This is a genomic window from Streptomyces sp. NPDC002845, from assembly GCF_053591955.1.
Genome location: NZ_JBSFUU010000002.1, coordinates 73,467 through 95,466 on the forward strand (window position 1 = coordinate 73,467; position 22,000 = coordinate 95,466).

Genomic DNA, 22,000 nt, shown 5'->3' on the forward strand with positions numbered 1-22,000 from the left:
GACGGTAGGAGAAGCCCGTACGCCATCAGCGCGACACGCCGAAGCGGCGCGCCAGCGCGTCCCGCTGTGCCCGCACGAAGGCCGCGTCGACCGTCGCCCCGTGGCCCGGCACGTACACGGCGTCCTCGCCTCCCAGGTCGAGCAGGCGGTCCAGGGCGGCGGGCCAGTGGGACGGTACGGCGTCGGGGCCCGCCTGGGGTTCGCCGGACTCCTCGACCAGGTCGCCGCAGAAGACCACCTCGGGGGAGGCCTCAGTCGCCGGTACGAACACCGCCAGGTCGTGGCCCGTGTGGCCCGGGCCCACGTTGGCCAGCAGGACCTGGAGGCCGCCTCCCAGGTCGAGGGTCCACTCGCCGGAGACGTGATGGCGGGGGCGTACGAGCAGGTCGGCGGCCTCGGCGGCCTCCCCGGCGGCCAGGCCGTGGCGGACGGCGTCGGCGCGCAGCTCCTCGCGTTCGTGGACGAGGACCGTGTCCAGGCCGACCGCGCCGAAGACCTCCACGCCCGCGAAGGCGGCCGCCCCGAAGACGTGGTCGAAGTGGGGATGGGTGAGCGCGAGATGTGTCACACGGGCGCCGCCCGGAAGCCGGCACGCCTCCGTACGCAACCGGGCGCCCTCCCGCAGGCTCGACCCCGCGTCGATCATGAGCGCGTGGCCGCCACCGCCGACGACCAGCCCGGCCGTGCAGTCCCAGCCGGGGAGGCGGCACCGCCCGACGTGCGGAGCGAGTTTCTCCCACCCCGCCTCTTCCCAAGTCACGGTCATACGCCGACGCTAGCCGGAGACCCTCGTCGCGGCGCCGCAACCCAGCCCATGACAGGCGCCGCAACCCAGCTCATGACATCGGCTTCATGGCATCCGCCATGACATCGGCTACGACATCGCAGGACACGTCCGTACACGTCGGCATGGACAAGGCGGGGCGGGCCTTGCCGGGGCCGTACCCCACCGCCGTACACTGGGCGGGGAGTGTTGGCACTCGCCCGGGGTGAGTGCCAAGGGGGAGTCGCGGGAGAGGCGAACTGGAGGTGTGCGCGATGCTCAGTGAACGCAGGCTCGAAGTGCTGCGCGCCATCGTCCAGGACTACGTGGGCACCGAGGAGCCGGTGGGTTCCAAGGCGCTCACCGAGCGGCACAGCCTGGGCGTCTCGCCGGCGACCGTCCGCAACGACATGGCGGTCCTGGAGGACGAGGGGTTCATCGCCCAGCCGCACACCAGCGCGGGTCGCATCCCCACCGACAAGGGCTACCGGCTCTTCGTCGACAAGCTGGCCGGCGTCAAGCCGATGACCGGGCCCGAGCGGCGCGCGATCCAGAACTTCCTCGACGGCGCCGTCGACCTCGACGACGTGGTCGGCCGGACCGTACGGCTGCTCGCGCAGCTGACCCGGCAGGTCGCCGTCGTGCAGTACCCCTCGCTGACGCGGTCGACCGTGCGGCACGTGGAGCTGCTGTCGCTCGCCCCCGCGCGCGTGATGCTCGTGCTGATCACGGACACGGGCCGCGTGGAGCAGCGCATGATCGACTGCCCGGCACCGTTCGGAGAAATGTCTCTCGCGGATCTGCGCGCGCGGCTCAACAGCCGGGTGGCGGGCCGCCGTTTCGCGGACGTGCCGCAACTGGTGCAGGACCTGCCCGAGGCCTTCGAGGCCGACGACCGCGGCGCCGTCTCGACCGTGCTCTCCACCCTCCTGGAGACACTCGTCGAGGAGACCGAGGAGCGGCTGATGATCGGCGGCACCGCCAATCTGACACGCTTCGCGCATGACTTCCCTCTCACGATCCGGCCGGTGCTCGAAGCGCTGGAGGAGCAGGTCGTTCTCCTCAAGTTGCTTGGGGAGGCGGGGGATTCGGGCATGACGGTGCGGATCGGTCATGAGAACGCCTATGAGGGACTCAACTCCACGTCCGTGGTCTCGGTCGGCTACGGTTCGGGCGGCGAGGCAGTCGCCAAGCTGGGCGTGGTCGGACCGACACGCATGGACTATCCGGGAACGATGGGAGCGGTACGAGCGGTGGCACGGTACGTCGGACAGATCCTGGCGGAGTCGTAAGTGGCCACGGACTATTACGCCGTACTCGGCGTGCGCCGCGACGCGTCCCAGGACGAGATCAAGAAGGCGTTCCGGAGGCTCGCACGCGAGCTGCATCCGGACGTCAATCCCGATCCGAAGACGCAGGAGCGGTTCAAGGAGATCAACGCCGCGTACGAGGTGTTGTCGGACCCGCAGAAGAAGCAGGTCTACGACCTCGGTGGCGACCCGCTGTCCCAGGCGGGCGGCGCGGGTGGTGCGGGTGGCTTCGGCGCCGGCGGTTTCGGGAACTTCTCGGACATCATGGACGCCTTCTTCGGTACGGCGTCCCAGCGCGGGCCGCGCTCGCGTACCCGGCGCGGCCAGGACGCGATGATCCGGCTGGAGGTCGAGCTCGACGAGGCGGCCTTCGGGACCACCAAGGACATCCAGGTCGACACGGCCGTGGTGTGCACCACGTGCAGTGGCGAGGGTGCCGCTCCGGGGACCACCGCGCAGACGTGTGACATGTGCCGGGGCCGTGGTGAGGTCTCTCAGGTCACGCGGTCCTTCCTCGGGCAGGTCATGACGTCGCGGCCCTGTCCGCAGTGTCAGGGGTTCGGGACGGTCGTGCCGAACCCGTGCCCGGAGTGTGCGGGGGACGGCCGCGTACGGTCCCGCCGGACCCTGACGGTGAAGATCCCCGCCGGTGTCGACAACGGCACGCGGATTCAGCTCGCGGGTGAGGGTGAGGTCGGGCCCGGTGGGGGTCCCGCCGGTGACCTGTACGTCGAGATCCACGAGCTGCCGCATCCGACCTTCCAGCGGCGGGGCGACGACCTGCACTGCACGGTCACCCTTCCGATGACCGCGGCGGCTCTGGGGACGAAGGTGCCGTTGGAGACGCTGGACGGGATGGAGGAGGTCGACGTCCGTCCGGGCACTCAGTCCGGGCAGTCGATCCCGCTGCACGGGCGTGGGGTCACCCATCTGCGCGGTGGCGGGCGGGGCGATCTTGTCGTCCACGTCGAGGTGCAGACGCCGAGCAAGCTCGATCCCGAGCAGGAGCGGCTCCTGCGCGAGCTGGCCAAGCTGCGGGGCGAGGAGCGGCCCACGGGGCAGTTCCAGCCGGGGCAGCAGGGGTTGTTCTCGCGCCTGAAGGACGCGTTCAACGGGCGCTGAGGCGCGCGCCGAGCTGTTGTGCCGGGGGCGGTGCGGCTGAGGTAGGGGCGGCGGGGGCGAGGACCCTCGTGGCTTGACCGGATGTCGGGGCTTGGGTGGGCTGGGGAGCCCGTCGGACCCGATTCGGACTTGTTCGGAGGACGTGACAACATGCCGTCATGTCCTCCGCGCTGACCGATCTCTTCGCTCACCCGATCGTGCAGGCCCCGATGGCGGGCGGAGTCTCCGTCCCGCAGCTCGCCGCGGCCGTGTCCGGGGCCGGCGGGCTGGGGTTCCTGGCTGCCGGGTACAAGACGGCCGACGGCATGTACCAGGAGATCAAGCAGCTGCGCGGACTCACGAACCGCCCCTTCGGGGTGAACCTCTTCATGCCGCAGCCGGAGTCTGCGGACCCGGCCGCCGTCGAGGTCTACGCCAACCAGCTGGCCGGAGAAGCCGCCTGGTACGAGACGGAGCTGGGCGACCCGGAGAGCGGGCGGGACGACGGGTACGACGCCAAGCTGGCCGTCCTGCTCGACAACCCGGTGCCTGTCGTGTCCTTCCACTTCGGCTGCCCTGCCCCAGAGGTGCTCCAGTCCCTCGCCCGCAAGGGCACCCGCACCCTCGTCACCGTCACCACCGCCGAGGAAGCGCAGGCCGTGGAGCGGGCGGGCGCCGACGCGGTGATCGTGCAGGGGGTGGAGGCGGGGGGCCACCAGGGCACCCATCGGGATGATCCGGAGAGGGACTGCGCGGGGATCGGGCTGCTGGCCCTCGTCGGGCAGGTGCGGGAGGCCGTCTCCCTGCCCATCGTCGCCGCCGGCGGCCTCATGCGCGGCAGCCAGATCGCCGCGGTGCTCGCCGCGGGCGCCTGCGCGGCGCAGCTCGGCACGGCCTTCCTCGCCACCCCCGAGTCCGGCGCCAACGCCGTGCACAAGGAGGCGCTCACCAACCCCCTCTTCGTCCGTACGGAGCTGACGCGCGCCTTCTCCGGCCGCCCGGCCCGCGGGCTCGTCAACCGGTTCATGCGCGAGCACGGCCCGTACGCCCCCGCCGCCTACCCCGAGGTCCATCACCTCACCTCGCCGCTGCGCAAGGCCGCCGCCAAGTCGGGCGACGCGCAGGGCATGGCGCTGTGGGCCGGACAGGGGCACCGGCTGGCGCGCGAACTCCCCGCCGGTCGGCTGGTCGAGGTACTGGCCGCGGAACTCGCCTCCGCCAAGGCGGCCTTGTCGGGACACCCCGCTGACGGGGGTGCCTCATGACCGCTCCCGTGTTCGTCGTGGAGGACTTCAGCGCGGGGGACGGCGGACGGTACGTCCTCGACGGGGCCGAGGGACGTCACGCCGTCTCCGTCAAGCGCCTGCGGGCCGGCGAGGACGTCGTCCTCACGGACGGACACGGGCGGTGGGCCGACTGCGTCGTACTCGGCACCGAGGGCAAGGACCGGCTGATCGTCCGGAGGGACGCCGTCGCGGAGGAACCCGAGGAGTCGCCCCGTATCACCGTCGTCCAGGCCCTGCCCAAGGGCGACCGCGGAGAACTCGCCGTCGAGACCATGACCGAGACCGGCGTCGACGCGATCGTGCCCTGGGCGGCCTCCCGCTGCATCACGCAGTGGAAGGGCGAGCGCGGGCTGAAGGCACTCGGCAAGTGGCGGGCCACCGCCCGCGAGGCCGGCAAACAGTCCCGCCGCGTGCGCTTCCCGGAGGTCGCGGACGCGGCAACGACCAAGCAGGTTGCCGCACTTCTCGCCAAAGCCGACTTCGCCGCCGTACTGCACGAGGACCGCGACCACGACAGCGAGCCGCTGGCCACCGCCGAACTCCCCGCCTCCGGCGAGATCGTGCTCGTCGTCGGGCCCGAAGGGGGCGTCTCCCCCGAGGAGCTGGCCCTGTTCGGCGAGGCAGGGGCGAAGGCGTACCGGCTGGGGCGCAGTGTCCTGCGTACGTCGACCGCCGGCACCGCGGCGGTCGCGCTGCTGCTCGGACGCACGGGCCGCTGGTCCTGACCGGTCTCCGGGGCGTGGCGGTATGAGACCTACCGCCGTACCCACGTCGGTGGCAGGCTGCTGCCCATGGGTGCGTTGAGGCGTTTACGGCACCGGTTGGGCGGGCGTCGGGTTCTGCTGGGAACAGCACTCGCCGTGGGTGCCGTCGTGGGCGCGTCCGCCTGCGAGGTCGGGAACGGACTGCCCGGCCGAGCAGCAGCCGGCCAGGACAGCCCGGGCCCACCGTGACCGTCACCAAGAGCATCTGGTGCCAGACGGACCCGCAGTGCTGGCCCGAGGGCAAGTAGGGCGGTAGGACAGTAGGGCAAGTGATCCAAACCGTCTGAAGACTGAGCAGGAGTGATTCTGCTCAGCCGCACGCCCCGAACGGTCTTGGGCGTACTGGTCCCCGGCGTACTCGACCCCGGGGCGGCGACACGCATCCTGTGCGTGGTCCGGGCCCGCGAGGCCCCCGCGGCCGGAGGCCGCTGATCGACGCTGCCCTGCGCGACCTCGCCATATGGGTACGGCCAGAGGCGACGGGGAGGCCCCGAACCATCACTCCCGTGGAGCGGGGGTCCCGCACGCTGGCGCCGTACCCGGCGTCCCAGATCGCACGATCACCGTAGCCCGAACGGCCCCAGGACGCCGCAAGCCCGTGAGTCGACCACCACACGATCGAGTTAAAGCTGCCTTGTGCGCACTCCTAGTCGAAAAAGCGCCAACCCCTGCCCTCAGGAACGCACGCTGCGTAAGGTGACCTGGTGACAGAGTCTGCACCGTCTGCGTACTTCCGGTATCCGCATCTGCATGGCGAGTCGGTCGCCTTCACCGCCGAGGACGACGTCTGGGTCGCGCCCCTCGACGGTGGCCGCGCCTGGCGGGTCAGCGTCGACAACGTCCCCGTGAACCATCCACGCATCTCCCCGGACGGCACCACCGTCGCCTGGACCTCCACCCGCGACGGGGCGTCCGAGGCGCACATCGCGCCCATCGACGGCGGGCCCGCCAAACGGCTCACGTACTGGGGGAGTTCGAAGACCCAGGTACGCGGCTGGACCCCGGACGGGCAGGTCCTGGCGCTCAGCACCCAGGGCCAGGCCAGCCTGCGCCGCACCTGGGCCCGCGCGGTCCCGCTCGACGGCGGACCGGCGACCACCCTGCCGTACGGGCCCGTCGGCGAGGTCGCGTACGGGCCCGCCACCGTGCTGCTGTCCGCCCCCATGGGGCGCGAGGCCGCGTGGTGGAAGCGGTACCGGGGCGGTACGGCGGGCAAGTTGTGGATCGACCGGGAGGACCAGGGCGAGTTCGTACGGCTGCACGCCGAGCTGGACGGGAACATCGAGTACCCGTCCTGGGTGGGGGAGCGGATCGCTTTTCTCTCCGATCACGAGGGTGTGGGGGCGCTCTACTCGTCCCTGGGTGACGGGTCGGATCTGCGGCGGCACACGGCGGTCGACGGGTTCTACGCCCGGCACGCGGCCACCGACGGGTCGCGGGTCGTGTACTCCTCCGCCGGTGAACTGTGGCTCCTCGATGACCTGGACGGCGCCGAACCGCGACGGCTCGACATCCGGCTCGGCGGGCAGCGGGTCGATCTGCAACCGCATCCCGTGAGCGCCGGCCGGTGGTTCGGGGCGGCCGCGCCCGACCACACCGGGCGGGGCAGCGCGATCGCCGTGCGCGGGGCCGTGCACTGGGTCACCCACCGCTCGGGGCCCGCGCGGGCGCTCGCCGTCGAGCACGGCGTACGGGCCCGGATGCCGCGCACCTTCCGCGCGGACGGCGAGGAACACGTGGTCTGGGTGACGGACGCGGAGGGCGACGACGCGCTGGAGTTCGCGCCGGCGACCGGGGTCGCCCCGGGGGCCACCCCGCGCAGGCTGGCCGCCGGGCAGCTGGGCCGGGTGCTCGGGCTCGCGATGGCGCCCGACGGCAGCCGGGCGGCCGTGGCCTCGCACGACGGCCGGGTACTGCTCGTCGAACGGGAGACCGGAGAGGTACGGGAGGTCGACCGCAGCGAGGACGGAGAGGCGTCGGGACTCGTCTTCTCGCCCGACTCCGCCTGGCTCGCCTGGTCGCACGCCGGACCGAGCCCGCTGCGGCAGCTCAAGCTCGCCAACACCGCCGACCTGTCGGTCACCGAGGCGACTCCGCTGCGCTTCCGCGACTACGCGCCCGCGTTCACCCTCGACGGCAAGCACGTCGCGTTCCTGTCGGCGCGCTCCTTCGACCCGGTCTACGACGAGCACGTCTTCGACCTCGCCTTCGTGGGCGGTTCACGGCCGTACCTCATCACGCTCGCCGCGACGACCCCGTCCCCCTTCGGGCCACAGCGCCACGGGCGGCCGTTCGAGGCCCCGGAGAAGGACGAGACCCCCGACAGCGAGGGCGCCCCCGCGACCCGTATCGACCTCGAAGGGCTCGCCGACCGGATCGTGCCGTTCCCCGTCGAGGCCGCGCGCTACACGGGGCTGCGGGCCGCCAAGGACGGGGTGCTGTGGCTGCGCCACCCGGTGCGCGGCGTGCTCGGCCACTCCCGGGCCACCCCGGACGACCCGGACCCGAAGACCAGCCTGGAGCGGTACGACCTCGCCCAGCGGCGCGTCGAGTACCTCGCCGCCGACGCCGACCACTTCGCCGTCACCGGCGACGGCAAACGCGTCCTGCTGTGGACCGACGACAAGCTCAAGGTCGTACCGAGCGACCGGCGCGCCTCGAACGACGAGGAGAGCGACAGCAACATCACCGTCGATCTGTCCCGGGTACGGCAGACCGTCGACCCGGCCGCCGAATGGCGCCAGATGTACGACGAGACCGGCCGCCTCATGCGCGACAACTTCTGGCGGCCGGACCTGGGCGGCGTCGACTGGGACGGCGTGCTCGACCGGTACCGGCCGGTGCTCGACCGCGTCGCCACCCACGACGACCTGGTGGACCTGCTGTGGGAAGTGCAGGGCGAGCTGGGCACCTCGCACGCGTACGTCACCCCGCGCGGGGGAGGCGGCTGGGGCGACCGGCGGCAGGGGCTGCTCGGGGCGGACATCTCCCGGCACGAGGACGGCTCCCAGGGACCGGCACAGTGGCGTATCGACCGGGTGCTGCCCTCGGAGACCTCCGATCCGGACGCGCAGGCGCCGCTCGCCGCGCCGGGCGTGGCGGTGCGCGCCGGGGACGCGATCGTCGCTGTCAACGGTGTGCCGGTGGACCCGGTGGCCGGGCCCGGACCGCTGCTCGTCGGGACGGCGGGCAAGCCCGTCGAGCTGACCGTCTCGCCCTCCGGCGGCGGTGATCCACGGCACGCCGTCGTCATCCCCATCGCCGACGAGGAGCCGCTGCGCTACCACGCGTGGGTCGCGGACCGGCGGGCGTACGTGCACGAGAAGTCCGGCGGGCGGCTCGGGTACCTGCACGTGCCGGACATGGTCGGCTCCGGCTGGGCCCAGCTGCATCGCGATCTGCGGATCGAGGTGGCGCGGGAGGGGCTCGTCGTGGACGTCCGCGAGAACCGGGGCGGGCACACGTCGCAGCTCGTCGTCGAGAAGCTCGCGCGGCGGATCGTCGGCTGGGACGTGCCGCGTGGCATGCGCCCGTCCAGCTACCCGGACGACGCCCCGCGCGGTCCCGTCGTCGCCGTGGCCAACGAGTTCTCCGGCTCCGACGGGGACATCGTCAACGCGGCGATAAAGGCCCTCGGTATCGGTCCGGTCGTCGGTACGCGCACCTGGGGCGGTGTCGTCGGGATCGACAGCCGGTACCGCCTGGTCGACGGCACGCTCGTGACCCAGCCCAAGTACGCCTTCTGGCTGGAGGGTTACGGGTGGGGCGTGGAGAACCACGGCGTCGACCCGGACGTCGAGGTCGTGCAGGCGCCGCAGGACTACGTGGCCGGGCGGGACGTTCAGCTGGACGAGGCGATTCGCATCGCGCTCGCCGCTCTCGCGGAGGACCCGGCGAAGACGGCTCCGGGGGTGCCTGAGCTGTAGGGCGGCCTGGGGGACCTTGCTCTGGTCTGGACGGTGCGGCCCCTGGGCGGGGCCGCATCGGGCGGCGTACGCCTTACGGCCGATACGATGCCGACGTAACGATCAGCTGGCGTGAGGAGGCACACGCATGGCAGGGGAGCCGCGACAAGAGGACGGCGCGCCGCAGGAAGACTGCTTGTTCTGCAAGATTGTGGCGGGGCACATTCCGGCGACCGTGGTGCGGGAGACCGACACGATCGTCGCGTTCCGGGACATCAATCCGCAGGCGCCGACACACGTGCTGATCATCCCGAAGGTCCACCACCCCGACGTCGCCTCCCTCGCCGCCGCCGAGCCGGGCATCGCCGCCGATGTGCTGCACGAGGCCGGTGAGGTCGCGGGCGAGGAGAAGCTGGAGAGCTACCGGGTCGTGTTCAACACCGGCAGCGGCGCCGGGCAGACCGTGTTCCACGCCCACGCGCACGTCCTCGGCGGACGCGGGCTCGAATGGCCGCCCGGGTAACTTGTCGTGTCCGTACGTGAATTGGTGGTCCTCGGCACGGCCAGCCAGGTCCCGACCCGGCACCGTAACCACAACGGCTATCTGCTGCGGTGGGACGGCGAGGGGTTGATGTTCGACCCCGGCGAGGGCACGCAGCGGCAGATGGTGCGGGCCGGGGTCGCCGCCCATGACCTGCACCGGATCTGCGTCACGCACTTCCACGGGGATCACTCGCTGGGCCTGGCCGGGGTGATCCAGCGCATCAACCTCGACCGGGTGCCGCACGACGTCACCGCGCACTATCCGCGCTCCGGGCAGCGGTTCTTCGACCGGCTGCGGTACGCCACGGCGTATCGGGAGACCGTGCGGCTGATCGAGGCGCCGGTCGCCTCCGACGGTGTGCTGGCCGCGACCGCCGCGTACAGCCTTCAGGCGCGCAAGCTCTCCCATCCCGTCGAGTCGTACGGGTACCGGCTCATCGAGCCCGACGGGCGCCGCATGCTGCCCGCGCGGCTCGCCGCGTACGGGATCGAGGGGCCGGATGTGGGGCGCATCCAGCGTGAGGGGGCGCTGGGGGGTGTCGCCCTTGAGGACGTGAGTGAGGTGCGGCGGGGGCAGCGGTTCGCGTTCGTCATGGATACGCGGCTGTGCGACGGGGTGTACGCGCTGGCCGAGGGGTGCGACATGCTCGTCATCGAGTCGACGTTTCTGGATGAGGATCAGGAACTCGCCGTTGAGTACGGGCATTTGACGGCCGGTCAGGCGGGGCGGGTCGCTGTGGACGCGGGAGTGCGGCATCTTGTGCTGACGCACTTCAGCCAGCGGTACTCCGAGCCTGGGGGCACCTCCCGGACGGAGTCTGGGGGAGAGTTCGAGCGGCAGGCTCGGGCCGCCGGGTTCGAGGGGGAGCTGACCGTGGCGCGTGATCTGCTGCGGGTGCCGGTGCCGAAGCGGCGGTGAGTGGTTCGGGCGTTTGCGCCGGCCGCGCGCAACGGGGTTTCGTTGCCGTACGCGGATAGAAATGAGCTGCGTTGTCGCGACATCCGCTGCGGTCGGCCCCCCGGCACACCCCCTTCCGCTTCCGTGCGTACGCGGCTGTCTCGCCGTGGGTGCGTCCGTTGACGGGGTCTGTTCGGCTGTCTAATCTCCATCTCCGTATGTGAATGGTTTCCATGTGGGGAGATGGGTGTGGGTGCGGCGCTGTGCGACCTGACCATCGCCGAGGTGCGGCTGACGCCGATCTTGGTGGCCGATCCGCCGCTGTTGAACACGCAGGGCGTTCACCAGCCGTATACCCCTCGGCTGATCGTGGAGGTCGTGACCGCCGACGGGGTCGCTGGTGTTGGTGAGACGTATGGGGACACCAAGTATCTGGAGCTGGCCCGGCCGTTCGCCCGGAAGGTGGTGGGGCGTCAAGTATCGGATTTGAACGGGCTGTTCGTTGTTGCGGAGGAAGTGGCCGTCGACGGGTCGCGGGTTTCCGGGCAGGTCGACGTGGGTGGGCTGCGGGGTGTTCAGACTGCCGACAAGCTGCGGCTGTCGGTGGTGTCCGCCTTCGAGGTAGCCTGTCTCGATGCCCTCGGCAAGGCGCTCGGTCTGCCGGTGCACGCGCTGCTCGGGGGCAAGGTGCGGGACGCGGTCGAGTACAGCGCGTATCTCTTCTACAAGTGGGCCGATCATCCCGAGGGGGTCGTCGGGGAGCGGGACGACTGGGGGGCGGCCCTCGACCCGGGCGGAGTCGTCGAGCAGGCGCGGAAGTTCAAGGAGCGGTACGGGTTCGGGTCGTTCAAGCTCAAGGGTGGGGTGTTTCCGCCCGAGGAGGAGGTCGCGGCCGTACGGGCGCTCGCCGAGGCGTTTCCCGGGCATCCGCTGCGGCTCGACCCCAACGGGGCGTGGAGCGTGGAGACTTCGCTGAGGGTCGCGGGCGAGCTCGGTGACGTACTCGAATATCTGGAGGACCCGGCCCTCGGTACGCCTGCCATGGCCGCGGTCGCGGCACGGACCGGCGTGCCGCTCGCCACCAACATGTGCGTGACGACGTTCGCGGAGATCCCGGAGGCGTTCGCGAAAGGGGCCGTGCAGGTGGTGCTGTCCGACCACCACTACTGGGGCGGGCTGCGCAACACGCGTGAACTGGCTGCCATCTGCCGGACGTTCGGTGTCGGGGTGTCCATGCACTCCAACACCCACCTGGGGATCTCGCTGGCCGCGATGACCCACGTCGCGTCGACCGTCCCCGACCTCCACCACGCCTGCGACTCCCACTACCCCTGGCAGTCGGAGGACGTGCTCACCGAGCGTCTCGCCTTCGTGGACGGCAAGGTCACCGTCTCCGACGCGCCCGGTCTCGGGGTCCGGCTCGACCGCGACAAGCTGGCGCTGCTGCATCGGCGATGGGCCGAGGACGACGGTTCGCTGCGCGACCGGGACGACACGGCCGCGATGCGGGTGGCGGATGCGGAGTGGGTCACGCCGGTGGTGCCTCGCTGGTGACGGTCGGGCCGGTGGTGGCCCGGTGCGACGCCCGGAGCGGCTCGGGCTCGATCCTCGGCGTGTTGTCAGTGGGGTGGTGCACACTGGCCTGATCCGCATCATGTCAGGGAGCCCACCGTGACCGCGTCCAAGGGAGAGCGACCGTACTGCCGGGCCCAGGTCGACCCGCTGGCAGACCTGCGTGCCCCGGGCGATCCGCCCTGGGACGTGTATCTGACCGGCACCGTCTTCCTCGACATCATCTTCACCGGACTCGACTCCGCCCCGGTGCGCGGGACCGAGTCCTGGGCGCGCGGAATGGGGTCCAGCCCCGGTGGCGTGGCGAACATGGCGACCGCCCTGGCCCGCCTCGGGCTGAAGACCTCCCTGGCGGCGTCCTTCGGGGACGACCACTACGGGGAGTACTGCTGGGACGCGCTGGAGCATGGCGAGGGCATCAACCTGTCGGCGTCGCGGACCGTTCCGGGCTGGCACTCCCCGGTCACCGTCTCCATGGCGTACGAGGGGGAGCGCACGATGGTCTCCCACGGCCACGAGCCGCCCCCGGAGGAGCCCGCGCCGGAGTGCCCGCCACGCACGCGTGCCGCCATCGCCTCGCTGGCGCCCGGCAAGCGCGCGCCCTGGATCGCGCAGGCCGCGAAGAAGGGCACCCGGATCTTCGCGGACGTCGGCTGGGACGACACCGGCGCCTGGGACCTGGCCGGTCTGGCCGACCTGGCGGACTGCGAGGCCTTCCTGCCCAACGCCGAGGAGGCGATGAACTACACCGGCACCGACTGCCCTCGCGCCGCCGCCCGCGCCCTCACCGACCATGTGCCGCTCGCCGTGGTGACTCTGGGGGCGGAGGGCGCGTACGCCGTGGACGGGCGTACCGGCGAGAGCGCCGAGGTTCCGGCCATCGCCGTCGAGGCGCTCGACCCCACCGGCGCGGGTGACGTGTTCGTGGCGGGCTTCGTCACCGGCACACTCGCCGACTGGCCGCTCGCCGACCGGCTGGCCTTCGCGGGGCTGACCGCCGCGCTGTCCGTGCAGGAGTTCGGGGGGTCCCTGTCGGCTCCCGGCTGGTCCGAGATCGCCGCCTGGTGGCGCCGCGTCCAGTCCGTCGAGGCCCAGGACCCGGCCGCGCTGCGCCGGTACGCCTTCCTCGACGACCTCGTGCCCCAGCAGAGCGCGAGACCGTGGCCCCTCCGCCGCGCGGTACCGACCATCGGCTTCCGCCGCTCGGCCTGACCCCCACGGCGTCGGACCATCCGACCGTGAAAAGGCCTACGGCGTTGTCGGTGCCCCGTCGTACCCTGGAAATCGCCAGGCTGCCCACGTGGCACGCGAGCCGTTTCGAGGAGGACGAGCAAGGCCTACAGAGCCGGCCCATGACACAGACACCCACAGCTCACACCCCCGCGCAGGGGCAGGCACGAGCACAGTTCACCGTCCCGGCCGCGCACCCCATGGTGACCGTGCTGGGTTCCGGCGACTCCCTCCTGCGCGTGATCGAGAAGGCCTTCCCGGCGGTCGACATCCATGTCCGGGGCAATGAGATCAGCGCGGTCGGCGAGGCCGGTGAAGTCGCCCTCGTCCAGCGCCTGTTCGACGAGATGATGCTGGTGCTCCGCACCGGGCAGCCGATGACGGAGGACGCAGTGGAACGCTCGATCGCCATGCTCAGGGCGAGCGAGAACGGGGAGAGCGACGGCCAGGAGACCCCGGCCGAGGTGCTCACGCAGAACATCCTGTCCTCGCGCGGCCGCACCATCCGCCCCAAGACGCTCAACCAGAAGCGGTACGTCGACGCCATCGACAAGCACACCGTCGTCTTCGGCATCGGCCCGGCCGGTACGGGCAAGACATACCTCGCCATGGCCAAGGCCGTCCAGGCCCTCCAGTCCAAGCAGGTCAACCGCATCATCCTGACCCGCCCGGCGGTGGAGGCGGGGGAGCGGCTGGGCTTCCTGCCGGGCACGCTCTACGAGAAGATCGACCCGTATCTGCGGCCCCTCTACGACGCGCTGCACGACATGCTCGACCCGGATTCCATTCCGCGGTTGATGGCGGCGGGGACCATTGAGGTGGCGCCGCTGGCGTATATGAGGGGCCGTGCCCACCCGACGTTCACAAACGTCCTCACACCAGACGGCTGGCGCCCTATCGGTGACCTCCAGGTCGGTGACCTGGTGATCGGTTCGAACGGTGAGCCGACCCCGGTCCTGGGCGTCTATCCGCAGGGCGAGAAGGATGTCTACCGCGTCACAGCCCAGGACGGCTCCTGGACCCTGTGCTGCGGCGAGCACCTGTGGACGGTCAGGACGCGCGACGACAAGCGCCGCAACAAGCCGTGGCGTGTCCTGGAGACCCAGGACATGATCGGCAACCTGCGGGCGGCGCACTATCGCCGGTACGAGCTGCCGCTGCTCACGGCGCCGGTGTGCTTCCCCAAGCGCGAGGTTCCCATCGATCCGTACGCGTTGGGTCTTCTGCTCGGCGATGGATGCATCTCGAAGGGAGGCACGCCCTCGTTCGCTACAGCGGACCCGGAGATGATCCCCGCCCTGGAGGCAGCGCTTCCAGGCATCAAGGTGCGGTCGCGAGGCGGCTACAACTACCTCATCAACCGCCTCCCGATGCCGAGCGACGGCGAGGGCGGCGTTCTGACGCATCCGCTCAAACAGGCGCTGCGCATGCTGGACCTGCTCGGAAGCAAGGCGTACTCGAAGTTCATCCCAGACGACTACCTCTACAACTCAGCCGATGTACGTCTCGCGGTCCTACAAGGGCTGCTCGACACGGACGGAGGCCCGGTCACGCAGAAGGACCGCACCTGCCGGATCCAGTACACAACCACGTCGATCATCCTCCGAGATGATGTGATCTCGCTCGTGCAGTCGCTGGGCGGTGTCGCCTACACTCGGCGCCGCATGGCCGAGGGCCGGACGAAGAGCAGCACCACACGCGGTGAGTACCGCCGCGACGCCCACATCATCGACATCCGCCTCCCCGAAGGCATCGAACCCTTCCGCCTGGCCCGCAAGCGCGACAAGTACCACGCGGCCGGGGGCGGCGGACGCCCGATGCGCTTCATCGACTCGATCGAGCCCGCGGGCAGGGAGGAGACTGTCTGCATCCAGGTGGCCGCCGAGGACTCCCTCTACGTCACCCAGGACTACCTGCTGACGCACAACACCCTCAATGACGCCTTCATCATCCTCGACGAGGCCCAGAACACGAGCCCCGAGCAGATGAAGATGTTCCTCACCCGCCTCGGCTTCGACTCGAAGATCGTGATCACGGGTGACGTGACGCAGGTCGACCTGCCGAACGGCACCAAGTCCGGGCTGCGGCAGGTGCAGGAGATCCTGGAGGGGGTCGACGACGTGCACTTCTCGCGGCTGTCGTCCCACGATGTCGTACGGCACAAGCTGGTCGGCCGTATCGTCGACGCGTACGAGAAGTACGACGACAAGCACGGCACCGACAACGGCACGCACAAGGGCCGTGGCAAGTCCGGGCACAAGGGGAAGTAGACCAGCACGACCATGTCGATCGACGTCAACAACGAGTCCGGAACCGAGGTCGACGAGCAGGCGATCCTCGACATCGCCCGCTACGCGCTCGCGCGGATGCGTATCCACCCGCTCTCCGAGCTCTCGGTGATCGTCGTGGACGCCGACGCCATGGAGCAGCTGCACATCCAGTGGATGGACCTGCCGGGACCGACCGACGTCATGTCGTTCCCCATGGACGAGCTGCGGCCCCCGTCCAAGGACGACGACGAGCCGCCGCAGGGCCTGCTCGGCGACATCGTGCTCTGCCCCGAGGTCGCCGAGCGGCAGGGCAAGGAAGCCGCGACGCAGCACTCCATGGACGAGGAGCTCCAGCTCCTGACCGTCCATGGGGTGCTGCACCTGCTCGGCTACGACCACGAGGTCCCGGACGAAAAGGCCGAGATGTTCGGCCTGCAGGCCGCCATCGTGGACGGCTGGCGCGCGGAGGAGGGCCTGACCGGCCCGTCCCCGGCCCCGACCGTGTCATGAGCTTCCCACTCGTCACCGGTGCCGTCGCCCTGGTCGTCGTCGCCTGGCTCGCGGCCTGCGCCGAGGCCGGCCTCGCGCGCGTCTCCAGCTTCAGCGCCGAGGAGGCCGTACGCGGCGGGAGGCGCGGCGGCGCCAAGCTCGCCCAGGTCGCCGCCGACCCGACCCGCTACCTCAACATGGCGCTGCTGATCCGCGTCGCCTGCGAGATGGCCGCCGCCTCGCTGATCACGTACGCCTGCCTGCAGGAGTTCGACGAGACCTGGGAGGCCCTGGCCGTCGCCATCGGCGTCATGGTCCTCGTGTCGTACGTGGCGGTGGGCGTGTCCCCGCGCACGATCGGCCGCCAGCACCCCATGAACACGGCCACGGCAGCCGCGTACGTACTGCTCCCGCTGGCCCGCATCATGGGCCCGATCCCGCCGCTGCTGATCCTCATCGGCAACGCCCTCACCCCCGGCAAGGGTTTCCGTCGCGGTCCCTTCGCCTCCGAGGCCGAACTGCGCGCGCTGGTCGACCTCGCCGAGAAGGAGTCCCTGATCGAGGCCGAGGAGCGCCGCATGGTGCACTCGGTGTTCGAGCTGGGCGACACGCTCGTACGGGAGGTGATGGTCCCCCGGACCGACCTGATCGTCATCGAGCGGTACAAGACCATCCGCCAGGCGCTGACCCTCGCGCTGCGCTCCGGTTTCTCGCGCATCCCGGTCACGGGGGAGAGCGAGGACGACATCGTCGGGATGGTGTATCTGAAGGACCTGGCCCGCAAGACGCACATCAGCCGGGACGCCGAGTCCGAGCTGGTCTCCACGGCCATGCGGCCGGCCGCCTTCGTGCCCGACACCAAGAACGCCGGCGCCCTCCTGCGCGAGATGCAGCAGGAGCGCAACCATGTCGCCGTCGTCATCGACGAGTACGGCGGCACGGCCGGCATCGTCACCATCGAGGACATCCTTGAGGAGATCGTCGGCGAGATCACGGACGAGTACGACCGTGAGCTGCCGCCGGTCGAGGATCTCGGCGACGACCGCTACCGCGTCACCGCCCGCCTCGACATCGGCGACCTCGGCGAGCTGTACGGCATCGAGGCGTACGACGACGAGGACGTCGAGACGGTGGGCGGGCTGTTGGCGAAGGCGCTGGGCCGGGTGCCCATCGCCGGGGCGTCGTCGGTCGTGTGCCTGCCGGACGAGCGGGAGCTGAGGCTCACGGCGGAGGCGGCGGCCGGGCGCCGGAACAAGATCGTGACCGTGCTGGTGGAGCCGATCGGTCCGGCGAATCCGGTCGGCGACGAGGAGGAGAAGGCGGAGTGACCCCCCAGGAGCTGCGCGGCCTCTGCCTCTCCTTCAACGCGGCCGTCGAGGACTTCCCGTTCACCCCGGAGACCTCGGTGTTCAAGGTCTTGGGCAGGATGTTTGCCTTGAGCGCTCTCGACGCCCGCCCGCTGAAGGTCAACCTGAAGTGCGACCCCGAGGACGCGGTACGGCTCCGGGCCGAGTACGAGGGCCTGATCGTGCCCGGGTGGCACATGAACAAGCGGCACTGGAACACGGTGACCGTGGACGGCGACCTCCCCGACCGTCTCGTCCGGGAGCTCGTCGAGGACTCGTACGACCTGGTTGTGGCGGGGCTGCCGCGCGCCGAACGGCTCCGGCTGGACCGCCCCTGAGCCGCGCCGGACGGCGGGGCCTACGTATGCTCGGCTCATGACCGACAGCAGCGCGCTTGACCCCGAAGACCGCAAGATCGTCACCCTGGCCCGTTCCGCGCGGGCCCGCAACGGTGTGCCCGAGGGCGCGGCCGTGCGTGATGAGACAGGGCGTACGTATGTGGCCGGGACCGTCGACCTGGACTCGTTGAAGCTGAGCGCGCTGCGGACGGCGGTGGCGATGGCGGTGGCGTCCGGGGCGAAGTCGCTGGAGGCCGCGGCGGTGGTCTCCGACGGAGACAGCGCGTCGGAGGAGGACCTTGCGGCCGTGCGGGATCTCGGTGGGCCCGGGACGCCGGTTCTCCTGGCCGGTCCCGATGGCACGGTGCGGGGCGTCGTCACCGCCGGGTGAGCGTCGGGGGCCGGCTCCGTGTCCCGTGCCGGCCCGCCCGGGCTCCGGCGGAGCGGATCGGCCGGTACTCGGTCCTCCGGGGCCGCGGAAAGCCGTACCGGTGCGACAGATGCCGTTTCTCGCGCCACCGCCCCGCCGGGGACACATCCCCTCAACACCTCCCAATCGCAAACAGATTGACGGCCCGTCAGGGAATGACTTCGGCCACTTTCGCCGCCCCCTGGGACAAGTGGCGGGCGTGTCTTGCAATCTCCGGTCGCCCGCGCATCAATGGAAACCGCTCTCCAGACGGACCGTCAGATTCCGCCGCGTGGTGTGCCGCACCCCACCCGTGGCGGTGGGTTCCGTGTGTGCACGCTTCCCCACCTCGTCGCCCAGTCGTTCACCGGCGCGGCGATGCGCGCGTGCGCCCCGGACGCCCGTGGTCCGCCGATCCGTCCCCACACGGCAATTCCCGTACCAGGGAAGGGAACTCGATCACATGACACGCAAGCGATTCGGAGTCAGCGCGGCCCTCACGGCCGGAGCGGTCGCCCTCGCCGGGCTCGCCTTCGCGCCCGCTGCCGCGGCCGTCGACCCGCAGTCCGCGACCATCACCGCCGACTGCGGGCTGTTCGGCGGCGGCGAGGCCACCCTCACGGCCACCCAGGACGGCACCTCCGCCACCATCACCCTCACCTCGGCCATCACCGCGCCGCTCGCCCTCGCCGAGGACTCCATCCAGTCCACCCTCACCATGACGAACGCGGGCGGCGGCACCGTCGCCTTCACGGGCACCGAGAACCCGGCGATGGCCACCGGAGACAACGTCACCGTCGGACCGCTCACCGGCACCGTCGCCTCCGGCGACAGCCTGGACGCGTACGGCGGCTCGCTGCAGATGGTGATCTTCGGGATCACCGTGACGTGCACCGCCGATGGCCCGCAGTCGCCGGGGCCGTTCGTCTACACTTCGTAACGCATCTGGTACGCTCAGTGCATCGTCGGGGACGACAGCCAAGTCCCCAACAACCCGAGTGAGTCCCGTACTTGCTCCAGCGGCCGGAAGGGTCGTCGTCGGACAGGCGTGACCTGTCAAACTTCCCGGAGAGATCCAGGGGAGAATCTCCCGGATTCATCCGGGAGAGAACTTCAAGAGTGAGCCCTGTGCTTGTGCGGGGTATATGAGGGCCGGTGTCGTCCCATGGTCGGGCGGCACCGGTCGGCGCGCGGGTTCACATATGCCAACTCACGGGTGAGAGGGTGATGTTGGCAGAAACTGATGGCCCATCAGTTGACGTCTTGCGTATGCATTGACTTTTCACACAACCCGCACATCAATGGCCCCCTGTCGGCGCAGACGAGCCGCTGCGCCCGCCATCCCTCAGGAGGGGGCATTCATGGGACCCACCACCCGGAGAGCCGCGCGAAGACGCCGTCTGGCGGCGCTTCTCGGGGCGACCGCGCTGGCGGTCACCGCGGGAGGCGCGCTGGCCGTGCCCGCCGGTGCCGCGAGCGCCCAGTCCACGGCCGTGGACTTCCCCACGCACTGCGTCCCGCCGCCGATCGCGGGCATCCCGCCGATCGACGGCACCACCACCGCGGAGATCACGGTGGACAACACGGCGCCCAAGGTCGGCGACACCGTCACCGTGACGTACACGGTGGTCGAACCCGCCGCCGGCAACCCCACCGACCTCGCCCTGCCGGCCGACATCATGACGCCCACCGGCAAGGTCACCCTCGGCGGGGCGCAGACGGGCGACGTCACGGTCGCCGGACCGCAGAAGAACGACCCGGTGCCCGGCCGGGGCACCTTCCCGTCGTTCTCGATGACCGGCACCTTCACCGTCACCGCGCCCGGAGCTATCACGCTCTCGCCCGGCGACTACAACATCCACACCAGCTACATCGTCGAACTGGACACCCCCTGCACGGTGACCAACCCGCCCGCACCCGTCTCCGAGACGGTCACCGCCACGGACGTGAGCCAGCCCAACACCCGTTCCATCTCGCTCGGTTCGGCATCCGGGGCACCCGGTGACAGCGTCACCGTCACCGGCAGCGACTTCACCCCGGGGGCGACCGTCACCCTCGCCGGACGCGCGGGCGGAACCCAGACCGCGGACACGGCCACGGTCACCGCGGACGGCGGCGGCGCGTTCAGCGGTTCGCTCACGGTCAACGACCGTACGACGACGGGGATCGTGGCGTACGAGGGCGACAGCTGGAGCGCCGACAAGGGCGCCGGTCCGGCCACGTACGTCGTCATCGACGACACCCCGGTCCCCGAGAACAGCCAGCGGATCACCTCCAAGGTGACCGCGGGGACCCTGTCGATGACCCAGGCCGGAGACACCGTCGCCCTCAGTGACGTCGAGTTCGGCTCGGGCGGGTCCGCCAAGGGCGACCTGCAAACGGTGACCGTCAAGGACCACCGCGGCGGCTCCGCGGGCTGGTCCCTGACGGGCAAGGTCACCGACTTCGCCGGTCCGGGGGCCAGCATCCCGGCGTCGAAGCTGAGCTGGACGCCCGCGTGCGTCACCAAGGACGGCAGTCCGAGCACCTGCCAGGCCGGTTCCGCCGGTTCGGTGGGCAGCGCGGGCGCGACCCTGGCGTCCGCGCCCGACGGGACCCTCACCGGTGGTGAGTTCACCGTCGACGCCCGGCTCTCGCTGAAGGTCCCGGCGTACACCCCGCCCGGCACCTACGCGGGCGTCCTGACGCTGACCCTCGCCTGAGCGAGAAGTCCGACCGGCCAACAGTCCAGGTGGGCCGGGCGCGCACCCGCCCGCCCACCGCGTTCCGCGGGGGTCCGCACCCATGCGCAAGCCGTATGTCCTCCTCCTGACCCTGTTGCTGCTCTGGCCCGCCGCGCCGTCGTACGCCGCCGACAACGGCAGCTGGTCCGTGTTCCCCCAGGCCTCCGAGATCTCCACGCGGCCCTACTTCTATGTGACCGCCGACCCCGGCACGACCGTCCGGGACAAGGTGGTCGTCACCAACAAGACCGCCGAGCCGCTCACCTTCCGCCTCTACGCCGCCGACGCCTACAACACCGCCCGGGACGGCGGCTTCGCGATCAGGACCGTGACGGAGAAGCAGCGGGGCGTGGGCGCCTGGGCGAAGCCCTCGAAGTCCCGGGTGACCGTTCCGGCGCGCGGTTCGGTCACCGTGCCGTTCACCCTCCGGGTGCCCGAGCGCGCCGAACCCGGCGACCACCCGGGCGCGCTGGTCGCCCTCGACGAGCGGATCGACCCCGGCGACGGGGCGACGGCCCTCGGGGTGCAGCGGGCCGTGGGTGCCCGGATCTACCTCCGGGTGAGCGGGCCGACGGTGCCCGCGCTCGCCGTCGAGCAGGTCCGCGTCCGGCACGACCGGCCCCTGGTCCCCGGCATCGGCTCCAGCACCGCGACGATTTCGTACACCCTCCACAACACCGGCAACGTCACCGTCGATCCCCGGGTCGAACTGCGGGCCGTGGGCCTCTTCGGCCGTACGCTCCTGGCCCGCGACCTGACCGGGCTCCCCTCGGAGCTGCTGCCCGGCCAGCGGGTGCGGCTCACCGAACCCTGGCGCGGGGCACCCCAGTTCGACTGGGGCGACATCACCCTGACCGCGTCCGCCGAGGGCACCCGCGAATCGGTGAGCGTGTCGTTCTTCGCGCTGCCGTGGCTGGTGGCGGTGGTGCTCGCGGCGCTGCTGGCCGGGGCGGTCGTGGTGATCAGGGTACGGCGGCGCCAGGCGCGGCTCGGGGGGTAGGCGGGGCCTGGTGCCCCGGCAGGGGCAACGGTCTCCGTCGCGCCGTGCCGGGG

General features: G+C 71.0%; 18 protein-coding genes. 17 read left to right on the forward strand and 1 reads right to left on the reverse strand.

Annotated elements, in window-relative coordinates; translation table 11 throughout:
* Positions 1-25: 25 nt before the first annotated feature.
* Positions 26-766 (reverse strand): MBL fold metallo-hydrolase, encoded by a 741-nt coding sequence (locus ACWD3C_RS01575; protein WP_451138880.1) that lies wholly within the window; start codon positions 764-766, stop codon positions 26-28.
* 272 nt (positions 767-1,038) lie between these two features.
* Between ACWD3C_RS01575 and hrcA the strand changes: the two genes are divergently transcribed.
* The 17 genes from hrcA to ACWD3C_RS01660 all read left to right on the forward strand — a co-directional run bounded on the left by hrcA (position 1,039) and on the right by ACWD3C_RS01660 (position 21,947).
* Positions 1,039-2,055: a heat-inducible transcriptional repressor HrcA gene (gene hrcA / locus ACWD3C_RS01580; RefSeq protein ID WP_451138882.1), complete on the forward strand. Its 1,017-nt coding sequence runs from the start codon at positions 1,039-1,041 to the stop codon at positions 2,053-2,055.
* On the forward strand, positions 2,056-3,195 hold the full coding sequence (gene dnaJ, locus ACWD3C_RS01585; protein ID WP_451138884.1) for a molecular chaperone DnaJ: 1,140 nt from the start codon (positions 2,056-2,058) through the stop codon (positions 3,193-3,195).
* Positions 3,196-3,353: 158 nt separating this feature from the next.
* A complete protein-coding gene (locus tag ACWD3C_RS01590) occupies positions 3,354-4,439 on the forward strand; it encodes a nitronate monooxygenase (RefSeq protein WP_451138886.1) in 1,086 nt (361 codons plus the stop codon).
* Positions 4,436-5,185: a 16S rRNA (uracil(1498)-N(3))-methyltransferase gene (locus tag ACWD3C_RS01595; RefSeq protein WP_451138888.1), complete on the forward strand. Its 750-nt coding sequence runs from the start codon at positions 4,436-4,438 to the stop codon at positions 5,183-5,185. The genes ACWD3C_RS01590 and ACWD3C_RS01595 overlap by 4 nt, the downstream gene beginning before the upstream one ends.
* Before the next feature lie 743 nt (positions 5,186-5,928).
* Positions 5,929-9,150 (forward strand): S41 family peptidase, encoded by a 3,222-nt coding sequence (locus ACWD3C_RS01600; RefSeq protein ID WP_451138890.1) that lies wholly within the window; start codon positions 5,929-5,931, stop codon positions 9,148-9,150.
* Positions 9,151-9,277: 127 nt separating this feature from the next.
* Positions 9,278-9,652, forward strand: coding sequence for a histidine triad nucleotide-binding protein (locus tag ACWD3C_RS01605; RefSeq protein WP_451138892.1), 375 nt, complete (start codon positions 9,278-9,280; stop codon positions 9,650-9,652).
* 6 nt (positions 9,653-9,658) lie between these two features.
* Positions 9,659-10,591, forward strand: a complete 933-nt coding sequence (locus tag ACWD3C_RS01610; RefSeq protein WP_451138894.1) for a ribonuclease Z — start codon at positions 9,659-9,661, stop codon at positions 10,589-10,591.
* Between the two features lie 240 nt (positions 10,592-10,831).
* A complete protein-coding gene (locus ACWD3C_RS01615) occupies positions 10,832-12,124 on the forward strand; it encodes a glucarate dehydratase family protein (protein ID WP_451139214.1) in 1,293 nt (430 codons plus the stop codon).
* Positions 12,125-12,241: 117 nt separating this feature from the next.
* Positions 12,242-13,354, forward strand: a complete 1,113-nt coding sequence (locus tag ACWD3C_RS01620; RefSeq protein WP_451138896.1) for a carbohydrate kinase family protein — start codon at positions 12,242-12,244, stop codon at positions 13,352-13,354.
* A 140-nt stretch (positions 13,355-13,494) separates the two neighbouring features.
* On the forward strand, positions 13,495-15,642 hold the full coding sequence (locus tag ACWD3C_RS01625; RefSeq protein ID WP_451138898.1) for a PhoH family protein: 2,148 nt from the start codon (positions 13,495-13,497) through the stop codon (positions 15,640-15,642).
* Between the two features lie 12 nt (positions 15,643-15,654).
* Positions 15,655-16,152: an rRNA maturation RNase YbeY gene (gene ybeY, locus ACWD3C_RS01630; protein ID WP_451138900.1), complete on the forward strand. Its 498-nt coding sequence runs from the start codon at positions 15,655-15,657 to the stop codon at positions 16,150-16,152.
* The gene (locus tag ACWD3C_RS01635) at positions 16,149-17,459 is read left to right on the forward strand and encodes a hemolysin family protein (RefSeq protein WP_451138902.1); all 1,311 of its coding nucleotides are present in this window, start codon (positions 16,149-16,151) and stop codon (positions 17,457-17,459) included. The genes ybeY and ACWD3C_RS01635 overlap by 4 nt, the downstream gene beginning before the upstream one ends.
* Complete coding sequence (locus ACWD3C_RS01640) at positions 17,456-17,815, forward strand: MmcQ/YjbR family DNA-binding protein (RefSeq protein WP_451138904.1); 360 nt, start codon at positions 17,456-17,458, stop codon at positions 17,813-17,815. Before ACWD3C_RS01635 ends, ACWD3C_RS01640 begins: the two co-directional genes overlap by 4 nt.
* Before the next feature lie 37 nt (positions 17,816-17,852).
* Positions 17,853-18,206, forward strand: a complete 354-nt coding sequence (locus ACWD3C_RS01645; protein WP_451138906.1) for a cytidine deaminase — start codon at positions 17,853-17,855, stop codon at positions 18,204-18,206.
* 481 nt (positions 18,207-18,687) lie between these two features.
* Positions 18,688-19,164 carry a hypothetical protein gene (locus ACWD3C_RS01650; protein WP_451138908.1) on the forward strand — a complete coding sequence of 159 codons (477 nt, stop codon included), beginning with the start codon at positions 18,688-18,690 and terminating at the stop codon, positions 19,162-19,164.
* A 421-nt stretch (positions 19,165-19,585) separates the two neighbouring features.
* Positions 19,586-20,926 (forward strand): beta-xylosidase, encoded by a 1,341-nt coding sequence (locus tag ACWD3C_RS01655; RefSeq protein WP_451138910.1) that lies wholly within the window; start codon positions 19,586-19,588, stop codon positions 20,924-20,926.
* An 82-nt stretch (positions 20,927-21,008) separates the two neighbouring features.
* A complete protein-coding gene (locus tag ACWD3C_RS01660; RefSeq protein WP_451138912.1) occupies positions 21,009-21,947 on the forward strand; it encodes a WxL protein peptidoglycan domain-containing protein in 939 nt (312 codons plus the stop codon).
* Positions 21,948-22,000 lie beyond the last annotated feature (53 nt).